Source organism: Kitasatospora sp. NPDC094019, from assembly GCF_044764505.1.
In the GTDB taxonomy this organism is placed as follows: domain Bacteria; phylum Actinomycetota; class Actinomycetes; order Streptomycetales; family Streptomycetaceae; genus Kitasatospora.
This window is the reverse complement of the sequence record NZ_JBIWIF010000027.1, coordinates 20914-35565: the sequence shown is the minus strand read 5'-3', so window position 1 is coordinate 35565 and position 14652 is coordinate 20914. Positions and strand designations below refer to the sequence as shown.

Sequence of the window (14652 nt, the reverse complement as noted above, 5' to 3'; positions counted from 1 at the left end):
GATCCTCCGGGAAGGGCGGCCGCGGCGGTGACGGGGCTCAGTCCAACGGGGCCCAGGTACCGCCGGCCGTCAGCCGGTACCGGCCGGTGGGCCGGGCCCCGTCCGTGCGCGGCGGCGCCTCGACCGGGCCGTCGTCGAGCGAGCTGCCGAGTGAGCGCCCCGGCGGGCGCAGCGACAGGCAGGTGTCCCGGGCGCTGAAGGTCTGCGCGACCACCGAGCTGACGTTCACCGACGACGGGCTGTCGACGACGATGTTCTTGATCAGCTTCCCGATCCCGCCGACGCTCAACTCCCCGACCGTGCGCGTCATCGCGTTCACCATGCCGAACTGGAGCTCGTCACCGGCCTTCACGGTGAACTTGACCTGGGTGGTCTCGGTACTGGTGCGCTTCCACTCGTGCGAGTACGTCGCCTTGAACGCCAGCTCGAACGAAGCCTTCGCACTGAGCTTCAGCTGCGCGGCGCCCGTCGCGGTGCCGGAGACCGCCACCGTGGCGCCGTTGGAGATCTCCGCGTTGGGGCCCTTGTCGCTGGGCGCGGTGATGTCCGTGTGGGTGATCTCGGTCTTGTTGCTGCCGCTGACGCTGCCGGAGACGTCGGTGGTGTTGTCGATCGTGCCCTCCAGCGCCACCCGGCCGGAGATCTCGCCCGCGATGTTGTCGGTGGTGCTCGACTCCAGCACGACGGTCCGGTAGATGTCGATCGGCCGGTTGGTGCAGTTGATCGCGGTGTTGCCGACCGAGGCGACCGCGGAGGTGAACTCGCGGGTGAGCCCCGGCAGGATCCGGAAGGAGCAGTCGTAGTCCTGCCCGCAGCGGCGGGCGATCGCGGGCGCGTCCTCCTCTGCGCCCGGAGCCGGGTCGTCCGCGACGGCGGTGCCGACACCCGGCGCCAGCACGGTCAGCACCATCGGCAGGACCGTCAGGGCCCAAGCCCCACGGGCCACCGGGCCTCCCAGGCGCCGCCTCACCGGGAGCTCCAGGTGCCCCGGGCGGTCCGGACGAACACCGCGTCCGGCGCCCTTCGCGCGCTCTCGGCCCGTTCCGGGGGCAGTTCGACCAGTCCCGTGGCCGCGGCCCGGCCGGGGGGCCGCAGCGACAGGCACTTGTCCGGCACCGAGAAGGTCTGGGCGACCACCGAGCTGACGTTGACGCTCGACGGGCTGTCCACCGTGATGTCCTTGATCAGCTTCCCGGTGTTGTTCACCTTCAGCTCACCGGCCGCCCGCGACATCGCGTTCACCACCCCGAACTGGAGCTCGTCACCGTTGCCGACGGTGAACACCACCCTGGTCGACTCGGTGGTCACCGCCTGCCACTGCCGCGAGAACGTGGCCTGGAACGCCGACTCGAAGGTCGCCTTGGCCCCGAGGTGCAGCGCGTTCGAGCCGGACACCGTCCCGGTCACCTCGGTGGTGTTCTTCACGTCGTCCTTGGTGGTGGGGCCCTTGTCCTTGTTGGGGCCGTTCATGGTGGTACCGGTCACGAACCCCGGCGTGATCGTGCCCGACCCGGACACGGTCACGGTGGTGTCCACCCCGCCCTCCAGCGCGGCCTTCCCGGAGATCTGGCCGCCGATGTTGTCCGTGCTGCTGGTGACGAAGGTGACCGTACGGTCGATCTCCATCACGTCGTCGGTGCAGTTGATCGCCGCGTTCCCCACCGACAGCACCCCGCTCACGAACTCGCGCGGCGTCCGGTCGTACATCCGGAAGCTGCACCCCTCCCCCCGGTCGCACAGCCCCGCGACGTCCTGGGGCGAGGGCAGCGGCACCTCCCCGTCCAGGGCCCGCGCCACCGGGAACGGCGGCGGCCCCACCCCGGCGGCGACGGCGGCGCCCGGCATCCCGAGCGGTGCCAGCACCGCCAGCGCGGCCGCCCCCGGGATCAGAACGGCCGACCGACCGGTCCGGCGCCGTGCGGGCGGGCGGGCATGCGGGCATGCGGAAGCAGACACTGGCACTCTCCTCATCCGTCGAACGTCATCCGTGAACGGGGCCGCCGGGTCCCACACCGGCCCGCCCGGTCCCCCCATCCTCGGCGAGGGTCACGTCGTGGGCGAACCGTCACCCGCCGCCCCTGCGCCGTTCGGCGGCGGCCGCTCGTGCGCGGACGGGGCGGAACGATCACCCTGCTCAGCGGGGCGGCGTGTCCCGGTTCGCGGTGTGGGCGAGGACGGCCGGGACGACGGTGGCCCAGGTGTGTTCGGGGAAGACCTCGTGGCCGGTTCCCGGCAGGGCGAGGAAGCGGGCGCCGGGAATCCCGGCGGCCAGGGCGCGCCCGTGCTCCGGCGGGAACAACGGGTCCTCCTCGCCGTGCAGCACCAGGGTCGGCGCGGTGATCGCGCCGAGCCGCGCGCGCCACGGGCGCCCGGCGTCGAGCAGACAGGGATTGGTGGACTGGGCCGTGATGTCGCGCGCGTGGTCGACGATCCGGGCGGCCAGCAGCCGCGCCCCGTCCTCGTCGAACGGGCGCGAGGCGGCGGCGAACGGGCGCTCGCCCTCGACGATCGACTCGATGACGGCCTCCCGGGCGGAGCGGTCCGTCCCGCCGTCGGCCCCGGCGTCCCGCTCGACCCGCGCGTCCTGCTCGACCTGGGCGAAGAAGGCGGCGAGCCGGTCGGCCATCGGCGGCAGGTCCGGCTGCTCCTGCCCGGGGACGCCGGGCGTGCCGGAGGCGAGGGTGAGGGTGGCCACCCGGTCGGGGTGACCGAGTGCCAGCAACTGGCCGACCGCCGCCCCTTGGGACATGCCGAGCACATGGGCGGGCCCCGGTCCGAGGGCGGCGATCACGGCCGCGGCGTCCTCGGCCAGATCGGGCAGCGTGTACGGCGGCGCCCCGACCGGGAAGGTCGTCGAGGCACCCGCGTCCCGGGCGTCGTAGCGGACGACGCACCGGCCGCCCGCGACCAGCCCGCGGACGAAGCCGTCGGGCCAGTTGAGCCGGCAGTGTCCGGCGCCGTGGATCAGCAGGACCACGGGATCGGCGGGATCACCGTGCAGTTCGGCCGCCAGCTCCGCGCCGTCGACCTCGATCGTCCGGGGGACGGCGCCGGGTGTGTCGGTCGTCCGGTCCGTGATCGGGTTCGTGATCGGGTTCGTGATCGGGTCCGTCATCCGGTTCCGCTCCCGACTGGGTGTCGTCGTGTGTGGCCACGACTGTACGGAGGCTACGGCCGTCCGGCCTCGGGCCCGGGCCGCTCGCGGACCGCTCGGGCCGCTCGGTCGCAGTGGGGGCACACCCTGGTGCTCCACTCCGGCGGGTACCACAGCGCGTCGGCCCCGGGCGGCCGGTACGGGCTCCGGCGCATCCGGGAGGTTCCCAGGCCGCACAGGGTCAGGTCACCGGGTTCCTCGGCCGACTCCGGGGCGGCCCGCGCCGCGTGCACGGCGCGCACGCCCTCGACGTAGTCGGTGGTCGCGCCGACCGCCGAGGTGCGGACGAGCTCGGGTTCGAGCAGGACGAGGATGCTCACCGTTCCACTCTGGTCGCGCCCGCCGGAGGCCGCACCTCGACCCGCCGGTGCGGTCCCGGACCGGGGGTCCCGCCCGGGCCCGGGCCGGTCCCCGCGGGATCCTGGCCTGCTAGGTTGCCCCTGAGGACGAACGTACGTACGGGGGTACCGCTGTGGTCGGGGCTGGAGCAATCGCGGGAATCGCGCTGGTGGAGCTCGGCATGGTGATGACACCGGGGCCGAACATGATCTATCTGGTCTCCCGGTCGATCTCCCAGGGCCGCCGGGCCGGGCTGACCTCGCTGGCCGGTGTGGCCCTCGGCTTCCTGGTCTACCTCTTCGCGGTGTCCGCCGGGATCGCCACCGTCTTCGCGCTGGTGCCGGAGATCTACCTGGCGGTCAAGCTGACCGGCGCCGGGTACCTGCTGTGGCTGGCCTGGAAGGCCGTCCGGCCGGGCGGCGGCTCCGCCTTCGCACCGCAGGAGCTGGAGCAGGACAGTCCTCGCAAGCTCTTCCTGATGGGTCTGCTCACCTGCCTGCTCAACCCCAAGGTGGCGATCCTCTACATCTCGCTGCTGCCGCAGTTCGTCGACCCGTCGCGCGGCGACGTCGGTCTGCAGGGGGTCGTGCTGGGACTGACCCTGATCGTGGTCGGGGTCGCGGGCAACGCCTTCTTCATCGTCACGGCCGGCTCCGTCGCCGGGTTCTTCACCCGGCATCCGCTGTGGCAGCGCGTGCACCGCTACCTGGTGGGCACCGCGCTGGCGGGCTTCGCGGTGAAGATCGCCACCGAGCGGTCCAGCGTCGCGGTCGCCCTGCGCTGACGGTGCGGCGCCGGACCGTGGTGCGGTCCGGCGCCGGGCGTCGGGGACGGATGCCGGGGACGTTGGCGGGCGCCGGGTGTCAGTTCTCCTGGAGGGTGAGGTCGTCGCACCAGCCGTAGCCGCTGCCGGAGCGGGCGTAGCAGTAGATCCTGGCCGTGGTGGCGGTCGGGCCGGTGGTGAAGGTGGCGGAGCCCCGGGTGAACGCGGTGCCGGTGAAGAGCGCGCGGGCGGAGGAGCCGGCCGCGTCGTACTGCTTGGCGCCGAGCGAGAGTTCGGTGCCGCTCGCCGAGACCTTGCCCCAGCCGGCGAGGGTGTAGGTGGTGCCGGGCCTGACCTGGACGACCTGCTCGGCGGCGGCCTGCGCGGGGCCCACCCGCACGGCCCGGGCGCCGCTGTGCCGGGTGACGGTGTCGAGGGTGACGCCGCCGTAGCCGGTCCAGGGGTTGAGTTCGGTGTTCTCGAAGCCGGGGTCGCGGACCGGGTCGACCGGGGCGCAGGCGCTGTCGTCGAACGCGGACGCCTGGTGGAAGCCCCGGTCGGGCCGGCAGACCTGCGGGAGCGGGTTGCCGAAGTAGTCCTGGTGGCCGAGGGTCGGGATCGCGGTGCCGGTGCCGCGCGCCGGCGAGTCCGCGCCCAGCCGGTAGTCCGCCGGGGCGGTGCCGCCGACGGCGGCGAAGCGCGGGTCGGCGGTGCTCTTCTCCGGGTCGGCGGGCTCGTTGGCGGGGTGGTTGCCGTAGAAGGTGTTGGCCGCCCAGGTGAACTCGGCCGGGTGGTAGGTGCCCTGGTTGTTCAGGCCGTCGAAGCCGCCGCTGCCGAGGTTGTGGAACACGTTGTCGGTGAAGCGGGCGTGGGTGGTGCCGAAGCCGTCCTGGACGATGTCCGCGGTCGAGCCGGCCGGGAAGTGGACGGTGTTCTGGTAGAGGTCGGCGCTGTCCTCGCCGGAGGAGGCCAGCCAGCGGTCCTTGTCGTGATGGCTGAGGTTGTAGCGCACGACGGTGCCGGTGCTGCTGGAGCCCGCGCCGCAGGCCCCGCAGAACAGCATGAAGCCGCCCTCGTTGTCGTGGCTGTGGTTGAACTGGAAGACCGCCCGGTTGTTGCCGTAGTCCGAGTCGAAGGCCATGCCGTCGCCGTTGTCCGGGAGCCGGCGGACGTGGTGGACCTCGTTGTACTGGATCAGGCTGTCGTCGGAGTTGATCGTCCAGATGCCGGCGTTGGAGCCCATCGGCCGCATCGCGAGGTCGTAGGCGGTGTTGTGCTCGACCAGGCCGTGGTCGGCGGCGCGCAGCACGATGCCGTCGCCGCCGGTGTTGCTGATGGTGTTGCCGCGGAAGACCAGGCGGGTGCTGGCGCGCCAGTTGTTCTTGGTCCCGCAGTCGTCGCCGGTGCCGTACTGGGGGCGGCACATCCAGGTCGAACGGTTGGTCAGGCCCTCGCGGTCGACGTTGTCGATGCGGGAGCCCTGGACCAGGACGTCGTCGAAGTTGGTGGGGACGGCGGTACCGGAGACCCGGAACTGGATGCCGTTGGACCACTTGGTGGCGTCGCCGTTGACGTCGTGGACGCTGACGTCCTCGACGACGTAGTGGGTGCCGACGCCGTCGGGCAGGTCCGCGATCTCGACCAGCAGGCCGTTGCGCTCGCGCTTGGTGGCGGCGGTGTCCTTGAAGGTGAGTTCCAGGTCGCGGATCTCCCACTGCTCGACGTTGTAGAGGTGGAGGGCGGCCTTCTCGGTGGAGGAGGCGTTGCCCGCGACGACCGGGCGCGCCGTTCCGGGCCCGTACGCGGCGAGGGTGACGGGGGCCGCGGCGCTGCCGGATCCCCGCGGCTTCAGGGTGCCGTCGCAGGTCGCGCCGCGCTTGAGCAGCAGGCGGTCCCCCGGTCCGAAGACATGGGCGTTGGCGGTGGCGAGGCTGTTCCAGGGGCTGTTCTGGCCGCCGTCCCCGTTCGACGCGGCGGAGCAGTCCAGGTAGCGGGTGGTGCCGCTCGCGGCGGCCGCCGCCGGTGCCGGCCCGGGGAGCGGGAGGAGAAGCAGCGAGGCGGCCGCGGCGAGGACGGCGGCGGATCTCGTCGGGAGGCTCAGGTGCAGGCGGCTCGGATGCGGGGGGCTCAGGTGCATGGGGGAAATCCCGAGGTGGGGGAGGGAGAAGGGAGGGTGGGCGCCCGCCCGCACCATAGGACGACCACCTGACCGGGTCAAGGCATAAAGGTCCATACAATCACTATTTGATCGAACGATCGCCAGATTGGTCGTCTGATCGACCCTGGAAAGCCTCGGGCCCCGAGTCCCGAGCCCCGGGAAGCGGCCCCGTCAGTTCGGCCGGGTGCCGCAGGACTCGCGGACCGTCAGCCTCGGCAGCAGCAGCAGGTGGTGGACGGGGAGCGCGTCGTCGGCGCCGAGCCGGCGCAGCAGCAGGGTCACGGCCTCGGCCCCGACCGCCCGCTTCGGTGGCGCGACCGCCGTCAGCGGCGGAGCGCCGAGCTCCGCGAACACGTCGTCGTAGCTGACCACCGCCAGGTCGCCGGGCACCTGGACGCCGCGGGCGCGCAGCAGCGGCAGCAGCTGGATCGCGTCCTGGTCGTTGTGGACGAGCACCGCCCGCACGCCGCGCCCGTGGGCCTCCACCAGCGCGTCCGCCACGTCGTCCGCGTCCGCCACCGGGCGCACGATGTCGATGACGGGCTCCGCCGGCAGGCCGAGCAGCGCGCAGCTCTCCGCGTAGCCGGCGCGGATCTCGTGCGCCGTCCAGGTGTCCCGGCGGGCGACCAGCGCGACGGAGCCGTGGCCGAGGGCCGCGAGGTGGCGCACCGCGAGCAGCACGCCGTGGCGGTGGTCGGAGGCGACCGAGTCGAGGTTCTCGGCCGCGCTCCCGGGGGCCGGCCGGCGTTCCACCAGGACGGCCGGGACGGGGAGGCCCTCGACCCACTCCCGCCCGCCGGGTTCGTCGGCGGGCGTCCAGTTGGGCGCGAGCAGCAGCCCCTGCGCGCCCGAGGTGAGCAGTTGCTCCACCTGGACGCGGTCGGCGCTGGCCTCGTAGGAGGAGATTCCGAGCACCAGGCTGGCCCCGGCCCGGGCGGCGGCGGCCCGGGCCCCGGCGATGACCTCGTCGAAGTACTGGCCGACCGCCGGGACGAGCAGTCCGATCGAGGGTCCGTCACCGCGCGCGGGGGCGTCCCCGCCGGTGGCGACGGCCGCCGAGGACACCGAGCCGTGCGAACGGCGGAGCCGGCCGGCCTCGGCGAGTGCCGCGACGTCGCGGCGGACGGTGACGGCGGGGATCTCCAGGCGCTCCGCGAGCTCCGTGATCCGGACCGATCCGAGGCTGCGCACCGCGTCGAGGATGCGTGTGCGGCGTTCGTCGGCCGAGATCGACATGTCACTCCCTGCGGTTCGCTCCGGGTCCGTGCGAGGTGATCTGCCCAACGCGGACAGGAATCTACCATTCGATCGGGATCCGATCCGTCGGACGGCGGCCCGCTCCTTCGACCGGCGATCCGGCCCCGTCCGGCCCGGCGGCGGCGGTCCGGGCCGACGGCTCCCCGGTCAGCCCGCGAGCGCCTCCGGCGGGGCCGTCGGGGAGGTCGAGACGGTCAGAACGGCCGGGCCGAGGTCGGGGCGGTCGCGGAGCTCGATCCCGGTGCCCGGCCGGTGGAGTTCGAGGACGACCACCTCGTTGACACCCGCCCGCCACAGCGGCGCGGGGGCGTAGAGGGTGCGCTGCGGGCCGCGCTCCCAGTGGCGCCCGAGGGCGAAGCCGTTGAGCCAGACCATGCCCTTGGTGAAGCCCGGCAGGGCGAGGAACCCGTCGGCCGGGGCGTCGACGGTGAGCAGTGAGCGGTGGAAGGCGGGCCCCTCCGCCGGGCTCGCCGGCCCGAAGGGCAGCGCGGTCAGGTCGTCGAGGGGCAGCGGGCGGACCTCCCAGCCGAACTGGAACTGCCGGTCGATCCGGACCCCGCCGGTGATCCCCTTGCGGTCGTGCAGCAGCGGGCCGTAGTTGATCCGCCCCATGTTCTCCACCAACAGGTCGAGCACCGCCCCGCCGACCGGCACCGTGACCGGCAGCGCCTCGTCCGGGCGGTCGCGTTCGAGCACGCCGAGCGGGACCCCGTCGAGGAACACCTGGGCGCGGTCGGCGAGTCCGTCGACCCGTAGTTCCCCGTGGCCGAGCGGGCCGCGCAGCCGGGTGCGGTAGTGGATCAGGCCGAGGTTCTGGCCGAAGACCTCCATCGGCTCGGGTCCGTGGCTGTGGTGGACGGTGGCGAGGGCGTCGAGGGCGGCCGGGAGCGGGACGCTCGCGGTGACCGGGGCGCTCTGCGGGGCGAGCCCGGCGGGGAGCGGTGGCGGCTGGTGCGGGTTGGGCCCGAGGTGGCGCTCGATCACCTCGCGGAAGAGGTGGAACTTGGCGGTGAGCTCGCCCGCCTCGCCCACCGGGGCGTCGTAGTCGTAGCTGGTGGTGTCGGGCCGATAGGTGGCCCCGTCGTGGTTGGCGCCGTTCCACCAGCCGAAGTTGGTGCCGCCGTGGCCCATGTAGATGTTGACGGAGGCGCCGGCGGCGAGCAGCCGGTCGAGGACGTCGGCGGACTCCTGGGGGTCGCGGAGGTGGTGCGGGGCGCCCCAGTGGTCGAACCAGCCGGTCCAGTACTCCATGCAGACGAGCGGGCCGACCGGCTGGTGGCGGCGCAGGCAGTCCAGGGACTCCTCGGGGCGGGAACCGAAGGTGCCGGTGGTGAGCAGGCCGGGCAGGCGCCCGCCGAGCTGGAAGCCGTCCTCGGCGCCGTCGGCGGTGAAGAGCAGGCAGTCGACGCCGCGGCGGACCAGGCCGTCCCGGAGGTGCTCCAGGTAGGCGGTGTCGTTGCCGTAGCTCCCGTACTCGTTCTCGACGGCCACGGCGACGACGGGTCCGCCGGCCGAGGCGAGCAGCGGGAGCAGCACGGGCACGAGTGCGTCGAACCAGGCGTCGACGGCGGCGAGGTAGGGGCCGTCGACGCGGCGAAGCCGGAGGGCGGGGTCGGCGAGCAGCCAGGCCGGGAGGCCGCCGAACTCCCATTCGGCGCAGATGTAGGGGCCGGGCCGGACGATGACGTCGAGCCCGAGGTCGCCGGCGGCGCGGACGAAGGCGGCGAGGTCGCGGTCGCCGGTGAAGTCGCTCGTCCCGGGCGCGGGCTGGTGGAAGTTCCAGGCGACGTAGGTCTCGACGGTGTTGACGCCCATGGCGCGCAGGCGCAGCAGCCGGTCGGACCAGAGTTCGGGGCGGATCCGGAAGTAGTGGATCGCGGCGGAGACGATCCGGTGGGGGCGTCCGGCCCGCAGGAAGGTGTCTTCGTCGAGGGTGAGCGCGGGGTGGGTGGCCCGGTCGGCCATGGGGTGCCTCCGTCGATGCGGGCGTGGGCGAGATCGTGGATCGATCGCCGGTCCGTACCTTATGAGCAGAATGATCGGGCGGTCAATCGATCGATACAGACCCCGTCTATTGATCGAAATTCGATCGAACGATAATCTTTGATCCGCTTCGCAGACGGAGCGAGCAGCCCGGCGGCACGCACCGCCGCGGTACCGCGACAGCACGGAGGGAGTGGATGGCCATGTCCAGGGAGGAGCGCCGCCGGCTGATCGTCACGGCGGTCGGTGATCTCGGCGGCCAGGTACGGCTCAAGGACCTCGCCGACCGCCTGGGCATCCCGGCCGTCACCGTACGGCGCGACGTCGCCGCCCTGGCCGACGCCGGCCGGCTGGCCCGTTCGCACGGCTTCGTCTCGCTCGACCACCCCGGTCCCCGGGGGGGGGGGGCCCCGGGGGGCCCCCCCCCGCGGGGGCCCCCCCGGCGGGGGGCGCCCCCCCGGCGCGGCGGGGGGGGGGGGGGGGGCGCCCCCCGGGGGGGGCGCCGCCCCCCCCCCCGGGGCCCCCGGGCCCCCCCCCCGGGCCCCCCCCCCGGGCCCCCGCCCCCGGCGGGACCGGACGCACCGTCGGCCTGCTGGTGCCCTCGGTCGGCTCCTACTTCGACGAGGTGATCGCCGGCGCCCGGGCCGCCGCCACCGAGGCCGGGGCCCGGCTCGTGCTCGGCATCGCGCCCTACCGGGCGGGCGACGACCCGGTCCAGGTCGAACGGCTGCTGGAGTCCGGGGCCCAGGGCCTGCTGCTGGCCCCGAACCTCCTCCCGGGGCGGCGCTCCCCCGCCTGCGAATGGCTCGACGAACTACCGGTCCCGGCGGTCCTGGTGGAACGGCGCTCCCCGACCCCGGACGGCCCCGGCTCCCGGCTCGACGCCGTCGGCTCGGACCACCGCTACGGCGTACAGCGCGCGCTGCGGCACTTCGCCGACCTCGGCCACCGCAGCGTGCTGCTGGCCGCCCGCGGCGACTCCTGGACGGCGGAGGAGGTCCGGGCCGGCTACCGCGAGGCCACCGGGCTGCTCGGCCTGCCGGAACTCCCGGTGCTGGACACCTCCACCACCGAGGGCGCGCAGACCGATGCCGCGCCCCTCGCCGACCGGATCGCCGGGGCCGTCGCGACCGGCACCCGGGCGGTCCTCGTCCACAACGACCAGGACGCGATCCGGCTCCCGCCCCTGCTCCGCGCCCGCGGGCTGCGCGTGCCCGAGGACGTGGCGCTGATCGCCTACGACGACGTGTTCGCGGCACTCGCCGCTCCCCCGCTGACCGCCGTGTCCCCGCCCAGGCGGGCCGTGGGCGCGGCGGCGTTCGACCTGCTGCTGCGCCGCCTCACCGGCGCCACCGACCTCCCGGTCCACCGCGTGGCCCTCCTGCCCACCCTCCGCACCCGCACCTCCTGCGGGGCCCTGGCCGCGACCTCGTAGGAGCGGGATGCCCGGCGGCGTAATCGGGAGGCGGTCCGGGCAGGACCGCGGAACACTGCGCCAGGTGATCACGATGCAACCCGTCCTGGAGATCAACACCCCCGAGGGCTCCGACCACCGCACGGGGGTCGCCTTCCTGCCCGGCTGCTGCGACGGACTGGAGGACTGGCGTGACTGGCACGCTCTTGTCGACGGCGGCAGCCTGCTCGGGTTCGGCCACGAGCCCGTGTCCCCGATCGCGGAACGTTTCGGCGACGCCGTCCGGCTCACCGTCAACGCCGAGCGGAGTGACAGCCCGGTGATCGGGCTGACCGTGACCGGACTCCGCCGCCTGCTCGGCGGCGTCGAGCGCGACCTGACCGCCTTCCTCGCGACCGCCACCGTCCGGGCCCGTCAGCGGATGCCCGAACACGCTGGTCCGGTCGTTGCCGCCCTGGCCCGCGTTCTCGACCTGCCCGCGCCGGCCGTGCCGCCCGAGCCGTAGGACGACCGACGGCCTCGGCCGACGGACTGTGTGTGCGGCCCGGGAGGTCGTGCGAGCGAAATCCGTTCCGACGGGGCCGGACTCAGCGGCCCCCGACACCCCGTGGCCCCGCGCGACGGTCCCGGCGACCGTCGCTCAACGGCCGATCAGGCCCGCCAGGTACCTGCCGCCCGCGCCGAGCTGCGGGGCGAGCGGTGCGGCGCGGGGGTGCCACGGGGCCTCGTACTCCCAGGTGATCCAGCCGTCCCGGGGCAGCAGCCGGACGCAGTCGGCGATCGGGAGGACGCCGCTGCCGAGGGCGACCGGCGTGAGGTCGTCGGCCGACACGACGTCCTTGACCTGCGCGTAGCCGAGGTGGCGGCCGAGGATCCGATGGGTCTCGGCCGGGGCCTCCCCCGCCAGCCAGGTGTGCAGGAGGTCCCAGAGCGCGCCGACGGCGGGGTGGCCGACCTGGTCGAGCACCGCCGCGAGGGGGCCGGCCGACCGGTGCGAGTCGTGGGTCTCCACCAGGATCCGCACGCCCAGCGAGCGGGCGTGGTCGGCCACGTCGAGCAGTCTGCGGACCGCCCTGGCGTCGGCCGCGGTGCCCGCGCCGGGCCCGCCGTGGGGGAACACCCGCAGCCGTCGGCAGCCGAGGTCGGCGGCGAGCCGCAGGTGCGCGAGCAGGTCCGCGACCACCGGTCCGTCCGGTCCCGGCGCGGCCACGCCGGTGTAGGAGGCCAGCGCGAGCGGGACCAGTCCGGCCCGGCCGACGGTCCTGGCCGCCGCCCGGCGCTGGACCGGGGTCAGCCCGAGCCGGACCGGCTGGTCGGAGGCGCAGCGCAGTTCGAGGCCGTGCCAGCCGTGGTCGGCGGCCAGCCCGACCACCTGGTCGAGGGGGGTGCCGGGCAGGCCGAGCGTGGAGAGAGCGAGAGGCATGGAGGTCCTGGGGTGGGTCGTCCGGGCCGACAGGTGTAGGTCCGGGTCTCGGCGGCGGCCGCCCGGCCCCGGCCCGGGCACGGAGAGGGCGGACGACACGCCGGGGCGGGTCCTAGACCGCGCCCTCGGCCCCGTCGCCGACGGCGACGGTTCCAGGCCCGATGCGGACCCGGTGGACGGTGCCGTCCGGCCAGGTCAGGCGCAGGTGCCGGGTGCCGTCGGCCCCGGTGCCGGTCGTTTCCAGCGCCGCTCCGGGCGGGGGAGGGACGGCCGTGCCGGTGAGCCGCGCCGCGCAGGCGAGCAGGGCGGCGTCGGTGTCGAGGACGCCGTCGAGCAGCGGGACGGCCGCCTCGGGGCCGAAGGCGGTGCCGCCCGGGACGGTGAGGACGGCGGCGCCGGTGAAGCCGTGCAGGCCGGTGAGCGCGCTGACGAGGCGTCCGCCGTCGGCCGAGGCGCTCGCGCCCGGCGACGGCGGCGCGGTCGCGGGGCCCGCCCCGGCGGTCCGGCCCGCGACGGCCCAGCCGGTCTGACGGACGCCCGTTCCGGGTCCCGCGCCGCTGACCAGGTGGATCCGCGCCTCGTCGGCGCCACGCACCAGGGTGACGCTGGTGACGGTGACTCCCGCGAGTTCGGCGCCGCGCACCCGGGGGCGGCTGAGGGAGGCGGCCCAGTCCGGGCCGCAGCCGACGGGCTCGATCCGGCCGCGTTCGCTCGCCGCGCCGTCGACCAGCAGCGCGAGGTGGTTGTCCGCCGGGCCGTCGTGGCTGGGGCCGGTGGCGGTGGAGTGGGCGAGGCGGGCGTAGTGCGGGTCGTCGGGCCGGACGTGGTCGGCCGGCTGGTCGTCGCTGCCGTGGTTGTGCAGTCGGACCAGGCCGTCGGCGGCGGTCGACTGGACCAGCCAGTTCGGCTTCGGCAGCATCCGCACGGCGTCGCGCGCCTCGGCGGGGGCGGGTTGCTCCGGTTCGGTCCAGACCGGGTGGTCGGGCGGGAGCAGCAGGCCGAGGAAGCCGCTGCCGGCCCAGTAGGGCGAGGCCGGGCCGGAGTACGGCTGGACCAGCCGCGGTTCCGGTCCGTACCAGCCGAGGGTGAGCAGGCCGCGCTCGTCGATCGCGCCGCGGTCGACGAAGTGGCGCAGCGCGCCGGAGGCGATGCGGCGGGTGGTGCCGGGGGCGAGCGGGGTGTGGCCGGTGAGGGCGCCGGCCCACAGCGGCGCGATGGCGGCGAAGCGGTAGGTGAGGGAGCGGCCCTGGTGGACGGGGGCGCCGTCGCCGCCGAACAGGTGGGCCTGGTCGGCGAGGTGGGCCGCGAGCCGGGTGCCGTACTCGGCGAGCAGGGCGCGGTCGGCGGCGAGGTGGGCGTGCAGCACGGGGTAGAGGTGCAGGGCCCAGCCGTTGTAGTGGTCGAAGGCGCGGGGCCGGCCGTCGGTGTACCAGCCGTCGCCGAGGTGGAAACGCTCGATCCGCTCCAGCGCGCGCCGCACGGCGGCGGTGGCCGCGCGTTCCTCGATGCCGGCCTCGGCGAGGAAGCCGCCGACCGCGAGCGGGAACAGCCACCAGTTGTTGTCGTTGGGGGTGCGGTGGAGGGCGTCGGCCAGCCAGCGGCCGACGCGGTCGCGGACGGGGGCGTCGAGGCGGTCCCAGAGCCAGGGGCGGGTGAGCCGGAGGGCGAAGGCGATCGAGGCGGCCTCGACCATGGCCTGGCCCCGGTCGGTGATCAGCGGCCAGGACTCCGGGTCGCCGACGGTGAGTTCGCGTTCGGTGGTGGGGGTGCGGGTGCCGGTGTCGAGTCCGCGCGCGTAGGCGTCCAGCAGGCCGTGCGGGTCGTCCCCGCCGGCGCCGGCGATCCGCAGGGCGGCGGGCAGGAAGGTGCGGGCGTAGCCCTCCAGCGCGTCGGAGCGGCGCCCGGACCAGCTGGGGCCGGTCCCGGGGAGGTCGATCAGCGCGTGGCCGGGGGTCGCGAAGGGGCGGACGGCGGTGAGCAGCCCGTCGGCGACGGCCTCCCAGTGCGCCCTGGTCCAGCCGGTGCGGGGGCTGAGGTGTCGGTCCTCCGGGGGCAGTGGCATCGGCTGGTGTCCTTCGTCGGGTGTCCGGGACCGGGGTGGAACCGGTGGGTCCTGGGCCGGAATCTAGGAATCGGCCGATCATTCGTCAAGGCTTACGGA

Annotated in this window: 13 protein-coding genes; 4 read left to right on the top strand and 9 right to left on the bottom strand. The window is 74.7% G+C overall.

Features of this window, described 5'->3' with window-relative positions; all coding sequences use genetic code 11:
• Window positions 1-37: 37 nt before the first annotated feature.
• The 4 genes from ACIQ9P_RS36220 to ACIQ9P_RS36205 form a co-directional block, all read right to left on the bottom strand.
• On the bottom strand, window positions 38-946 hold the full coding sequence (locus ACIQ9P_RS36220) for a hypothetical protein (protein WP_402365900.1): 909 nt from the start codon (window positions 944-946) through the stop codon (window positions 38-40).
• 20 nt (window positions 947-966) lie between these two features.
• Window positions 967-1956, bottom strand: coding sequence for a hypothetical protein (locus ACIQ9P_RS36215; RefSeq protein WP_402365898.1), 990 nt, complete (start codon window positions 1954-1956; stop codon window positions 967-969).
• A gap of 178 nt (window positions 1957-2134) precedes the next feature.
• Window positions 2135-3115, bottom strand: a complete 981-nt coding sequence (locus ACIQ9P_RS36210) for an alpha/beta fold hydrolase (RefSeq protein ID WP_402365896.1) — start codon at window positions 3113-3115, stop codon at window positions 2135-2137.
• Window positions 3116-3168: 53 nt separating this feature from the next.
• Complete coding sequence (locus ACIQ9P_RS36205) at window positions 3169-3474, bottom strand: hypothetical protein (protein WP_402365894.1); 306 nt, start codon at window positions 3472-3474, stop codon at window positions 3169-3171.
• 152 nt (window positions 3475-3626) lie between these two features.
• On the opposite strand from ACIQ9P_RS36205, the gene ACIQ9P_RS36200 reads away from it, so the two are divergent.
• Window positions 3627-4277: a LysE family translocator gene (locus ACIQ9P_RS36200; RefSeq protein ID WP_402365892.1), complete on the top strand. Its 651-nt coding sequence runs from the start codon at window positions 3627-3629 to the stop codon at window positions 4275-4277.
• A gap of 79 nt (window positions 4278-4356) precedes the next feature.
• Here the strand turns inward: ACIQ9P_RS36200 and ACIQ9P_RS36195 are convergent, their stop codons facing one another.
• The 3 genes from ACIQ9P_RS36195 to ACIQ9P_RS36185 all read right to left on the bottom strand — a co-directional run bounded on the left by ACIQ9P_RS36195 (window position 4357) and on the right by ACIQ9P_RS36185 (window position 9636).
• Window positions 4357-6393, bottom strand: coding sequence for a carbohydrate binding domain-containing protein (locus tag ACIQ9P_RS36195; protein WP_402365890.1), 2037 nt, complete (start codon window positions 6391-6393; stop codon window positions 4357-4359).
• Between the two features lie 192 nt (window positions 6394-6585).
• Window positions 6586-7650, bottom strand: coding sequence for a substrate-binding domain-containing protein (locus ACIQ9P_RS36190; protein ID WP_402365888.1), 1065 nt, complete (start codon window positions 7648-7650; stop codon window positions 6586-6588).
• A 168-nt stretch (window positions 7651-7818) separates the two neighbouring features.
• Complete coding sequence (locus tag ACIQ9P_RS36185) at window positions 7819-9636, bottom strand: beta-galactosidase family protein (RefSeq protein WP_402365887.1); 1818 nt, start codon at window positions 9634-9636, stop codon at window positions 7819-7821.
• 215 nt (window positions 9637-9851) lie between these two features.
• On the opposite strand from ACIQ9P_RS36185, the gene ACIQ9P_RS36180 reads away from it, so the two are divergent.
• From ACIQ9P_RS36180 to ACIQ9P_RS36170, 3 genes are all read left to right on the top strand, one after another.
• Window positions 9852-10283 (top strand): DeoR family transcriptional regulator, encoded by a 432-nt coding sequence (locus ACIQ9P_RS36180; protein WP_402365885.1) that lies wholly within the window; start codon window positions 9852-9854, stop codon window positions 10281-10283.
• Window positions 10250-11089, top strand: a complete 840-nt coding sequence (locus ACIQ9P_RS36175) for a substrate-binding domain-containing protein (protein WP_402365883.1) — start codon at window positions 10250-10252, stop codon at window positions 11087-11089. The genes ACIQ9P_RS36180 and ACIQ9P_RS36175 overlap by 34 nt, the downstream gene beginning before the upstream one ends.
• A 64-nt stretch (window positions 11090-11153) precedes the next feature.
• Window positions 11154-11573, top strand: a complete 420-nt coding sequence (locus tag ACIQ9P_RS36170; protein ID WP_402365881.1) for a hypothetical protein — start codon at window positions 11154-11156, stop codon at window positions 11571-11573.
• 135 nt (window positions 11574-11708) lie between these two features.
• Here ACIQ9P_RS36170 and ACIQ9P_RS36165 read toward each other — a convergent pair whose 3' ends face one another.
• Together ACIQ9P_RS36165 and ACIQ9P_RS36160 are read right to left on the bottom strand one after the other, a co-directional pair.
• Complete coding sequence (locus ACIQ9P_RS36165) at window positions 11709-12491, bottom strand: sugar phosphate isomerase/epimerase family protein (RefSeq protein ID WP_402365879.1); 783 nt, start codon at window positions 12489-12491, stop codon at window positions 11709-11711.
• Window positions 12492-12603: 112 nt separating this feature from the next.
• The gene (locus ACIQ9P_RS36160) at window positions 12604-14553 is read right to left on the bottom strand and encodes a DUF2264 domain-containing protein (protein WP_402365877.1); all 1950 of its coding nucleotides are present in this window, start codon (window positions 14551-14553) and stop codon (window positions 12604-12606) included.
• Between the last annotated feature and the right edge of the window lie 99 nt (window positions 14554-14652).

Excerpts from the sequence above, each read along its gene's own strand:
- ACIQ9P_RS36210 (WP_402365896.1), bottom strand. The coding sequence starts at position 3,115 with ATGACGGACCCGATCACGAACCCGATCACGAACCCGATCACGGACCGG.
- ACIQ9P_RS36195 (WP_402365890.1), bottom strand. The coding sequence starts at position 6,393 with ATGCACCTGAGCCCCCCGCATCCGAGCCGCCTGCACCTGAGCCTCCCG.
- ACIQ9P_RS36190 (WP_402365888.1), bottom strand. The coding sequence starts at position 7,650 with ATGTCGATCTCGGCCGACGAACGCCGCACACGCATCCTCGACGCGGTG.
- ACIQ9P_RS36185 (WP_402365887.1), bottom strand. The coding sequence starts at position 9,636 with ATGGCCGACCGGGCCACCCACCCCGCGCTCACCCTCGACGAAGACACC.
- ACIQ9P_RS36180 (WP_402365885.1), top strand. The coding sequence starts at position 9,852 with ATGGCCATGTCCAGGGAGGAGCGCCGCCGGCTGATCGTCACGGCGGTC.
- ACIQ9P_RS36165 (WP_402365879.1), bottom strand. The coding sequence starts at position 12,491 with ATGCCTCTCGCTCTCTCCACGCTCGGCCTGCCCGGCACCCCCCTCGAC.
- ACIQ9P_RS36160 (WP_402365877.1), bottom strand. The coding sequence starts at position 14,553 with ATGCCACTGCCCCCGGAGGACCGACACCTCAGCCCCCGCACCGGCTGG.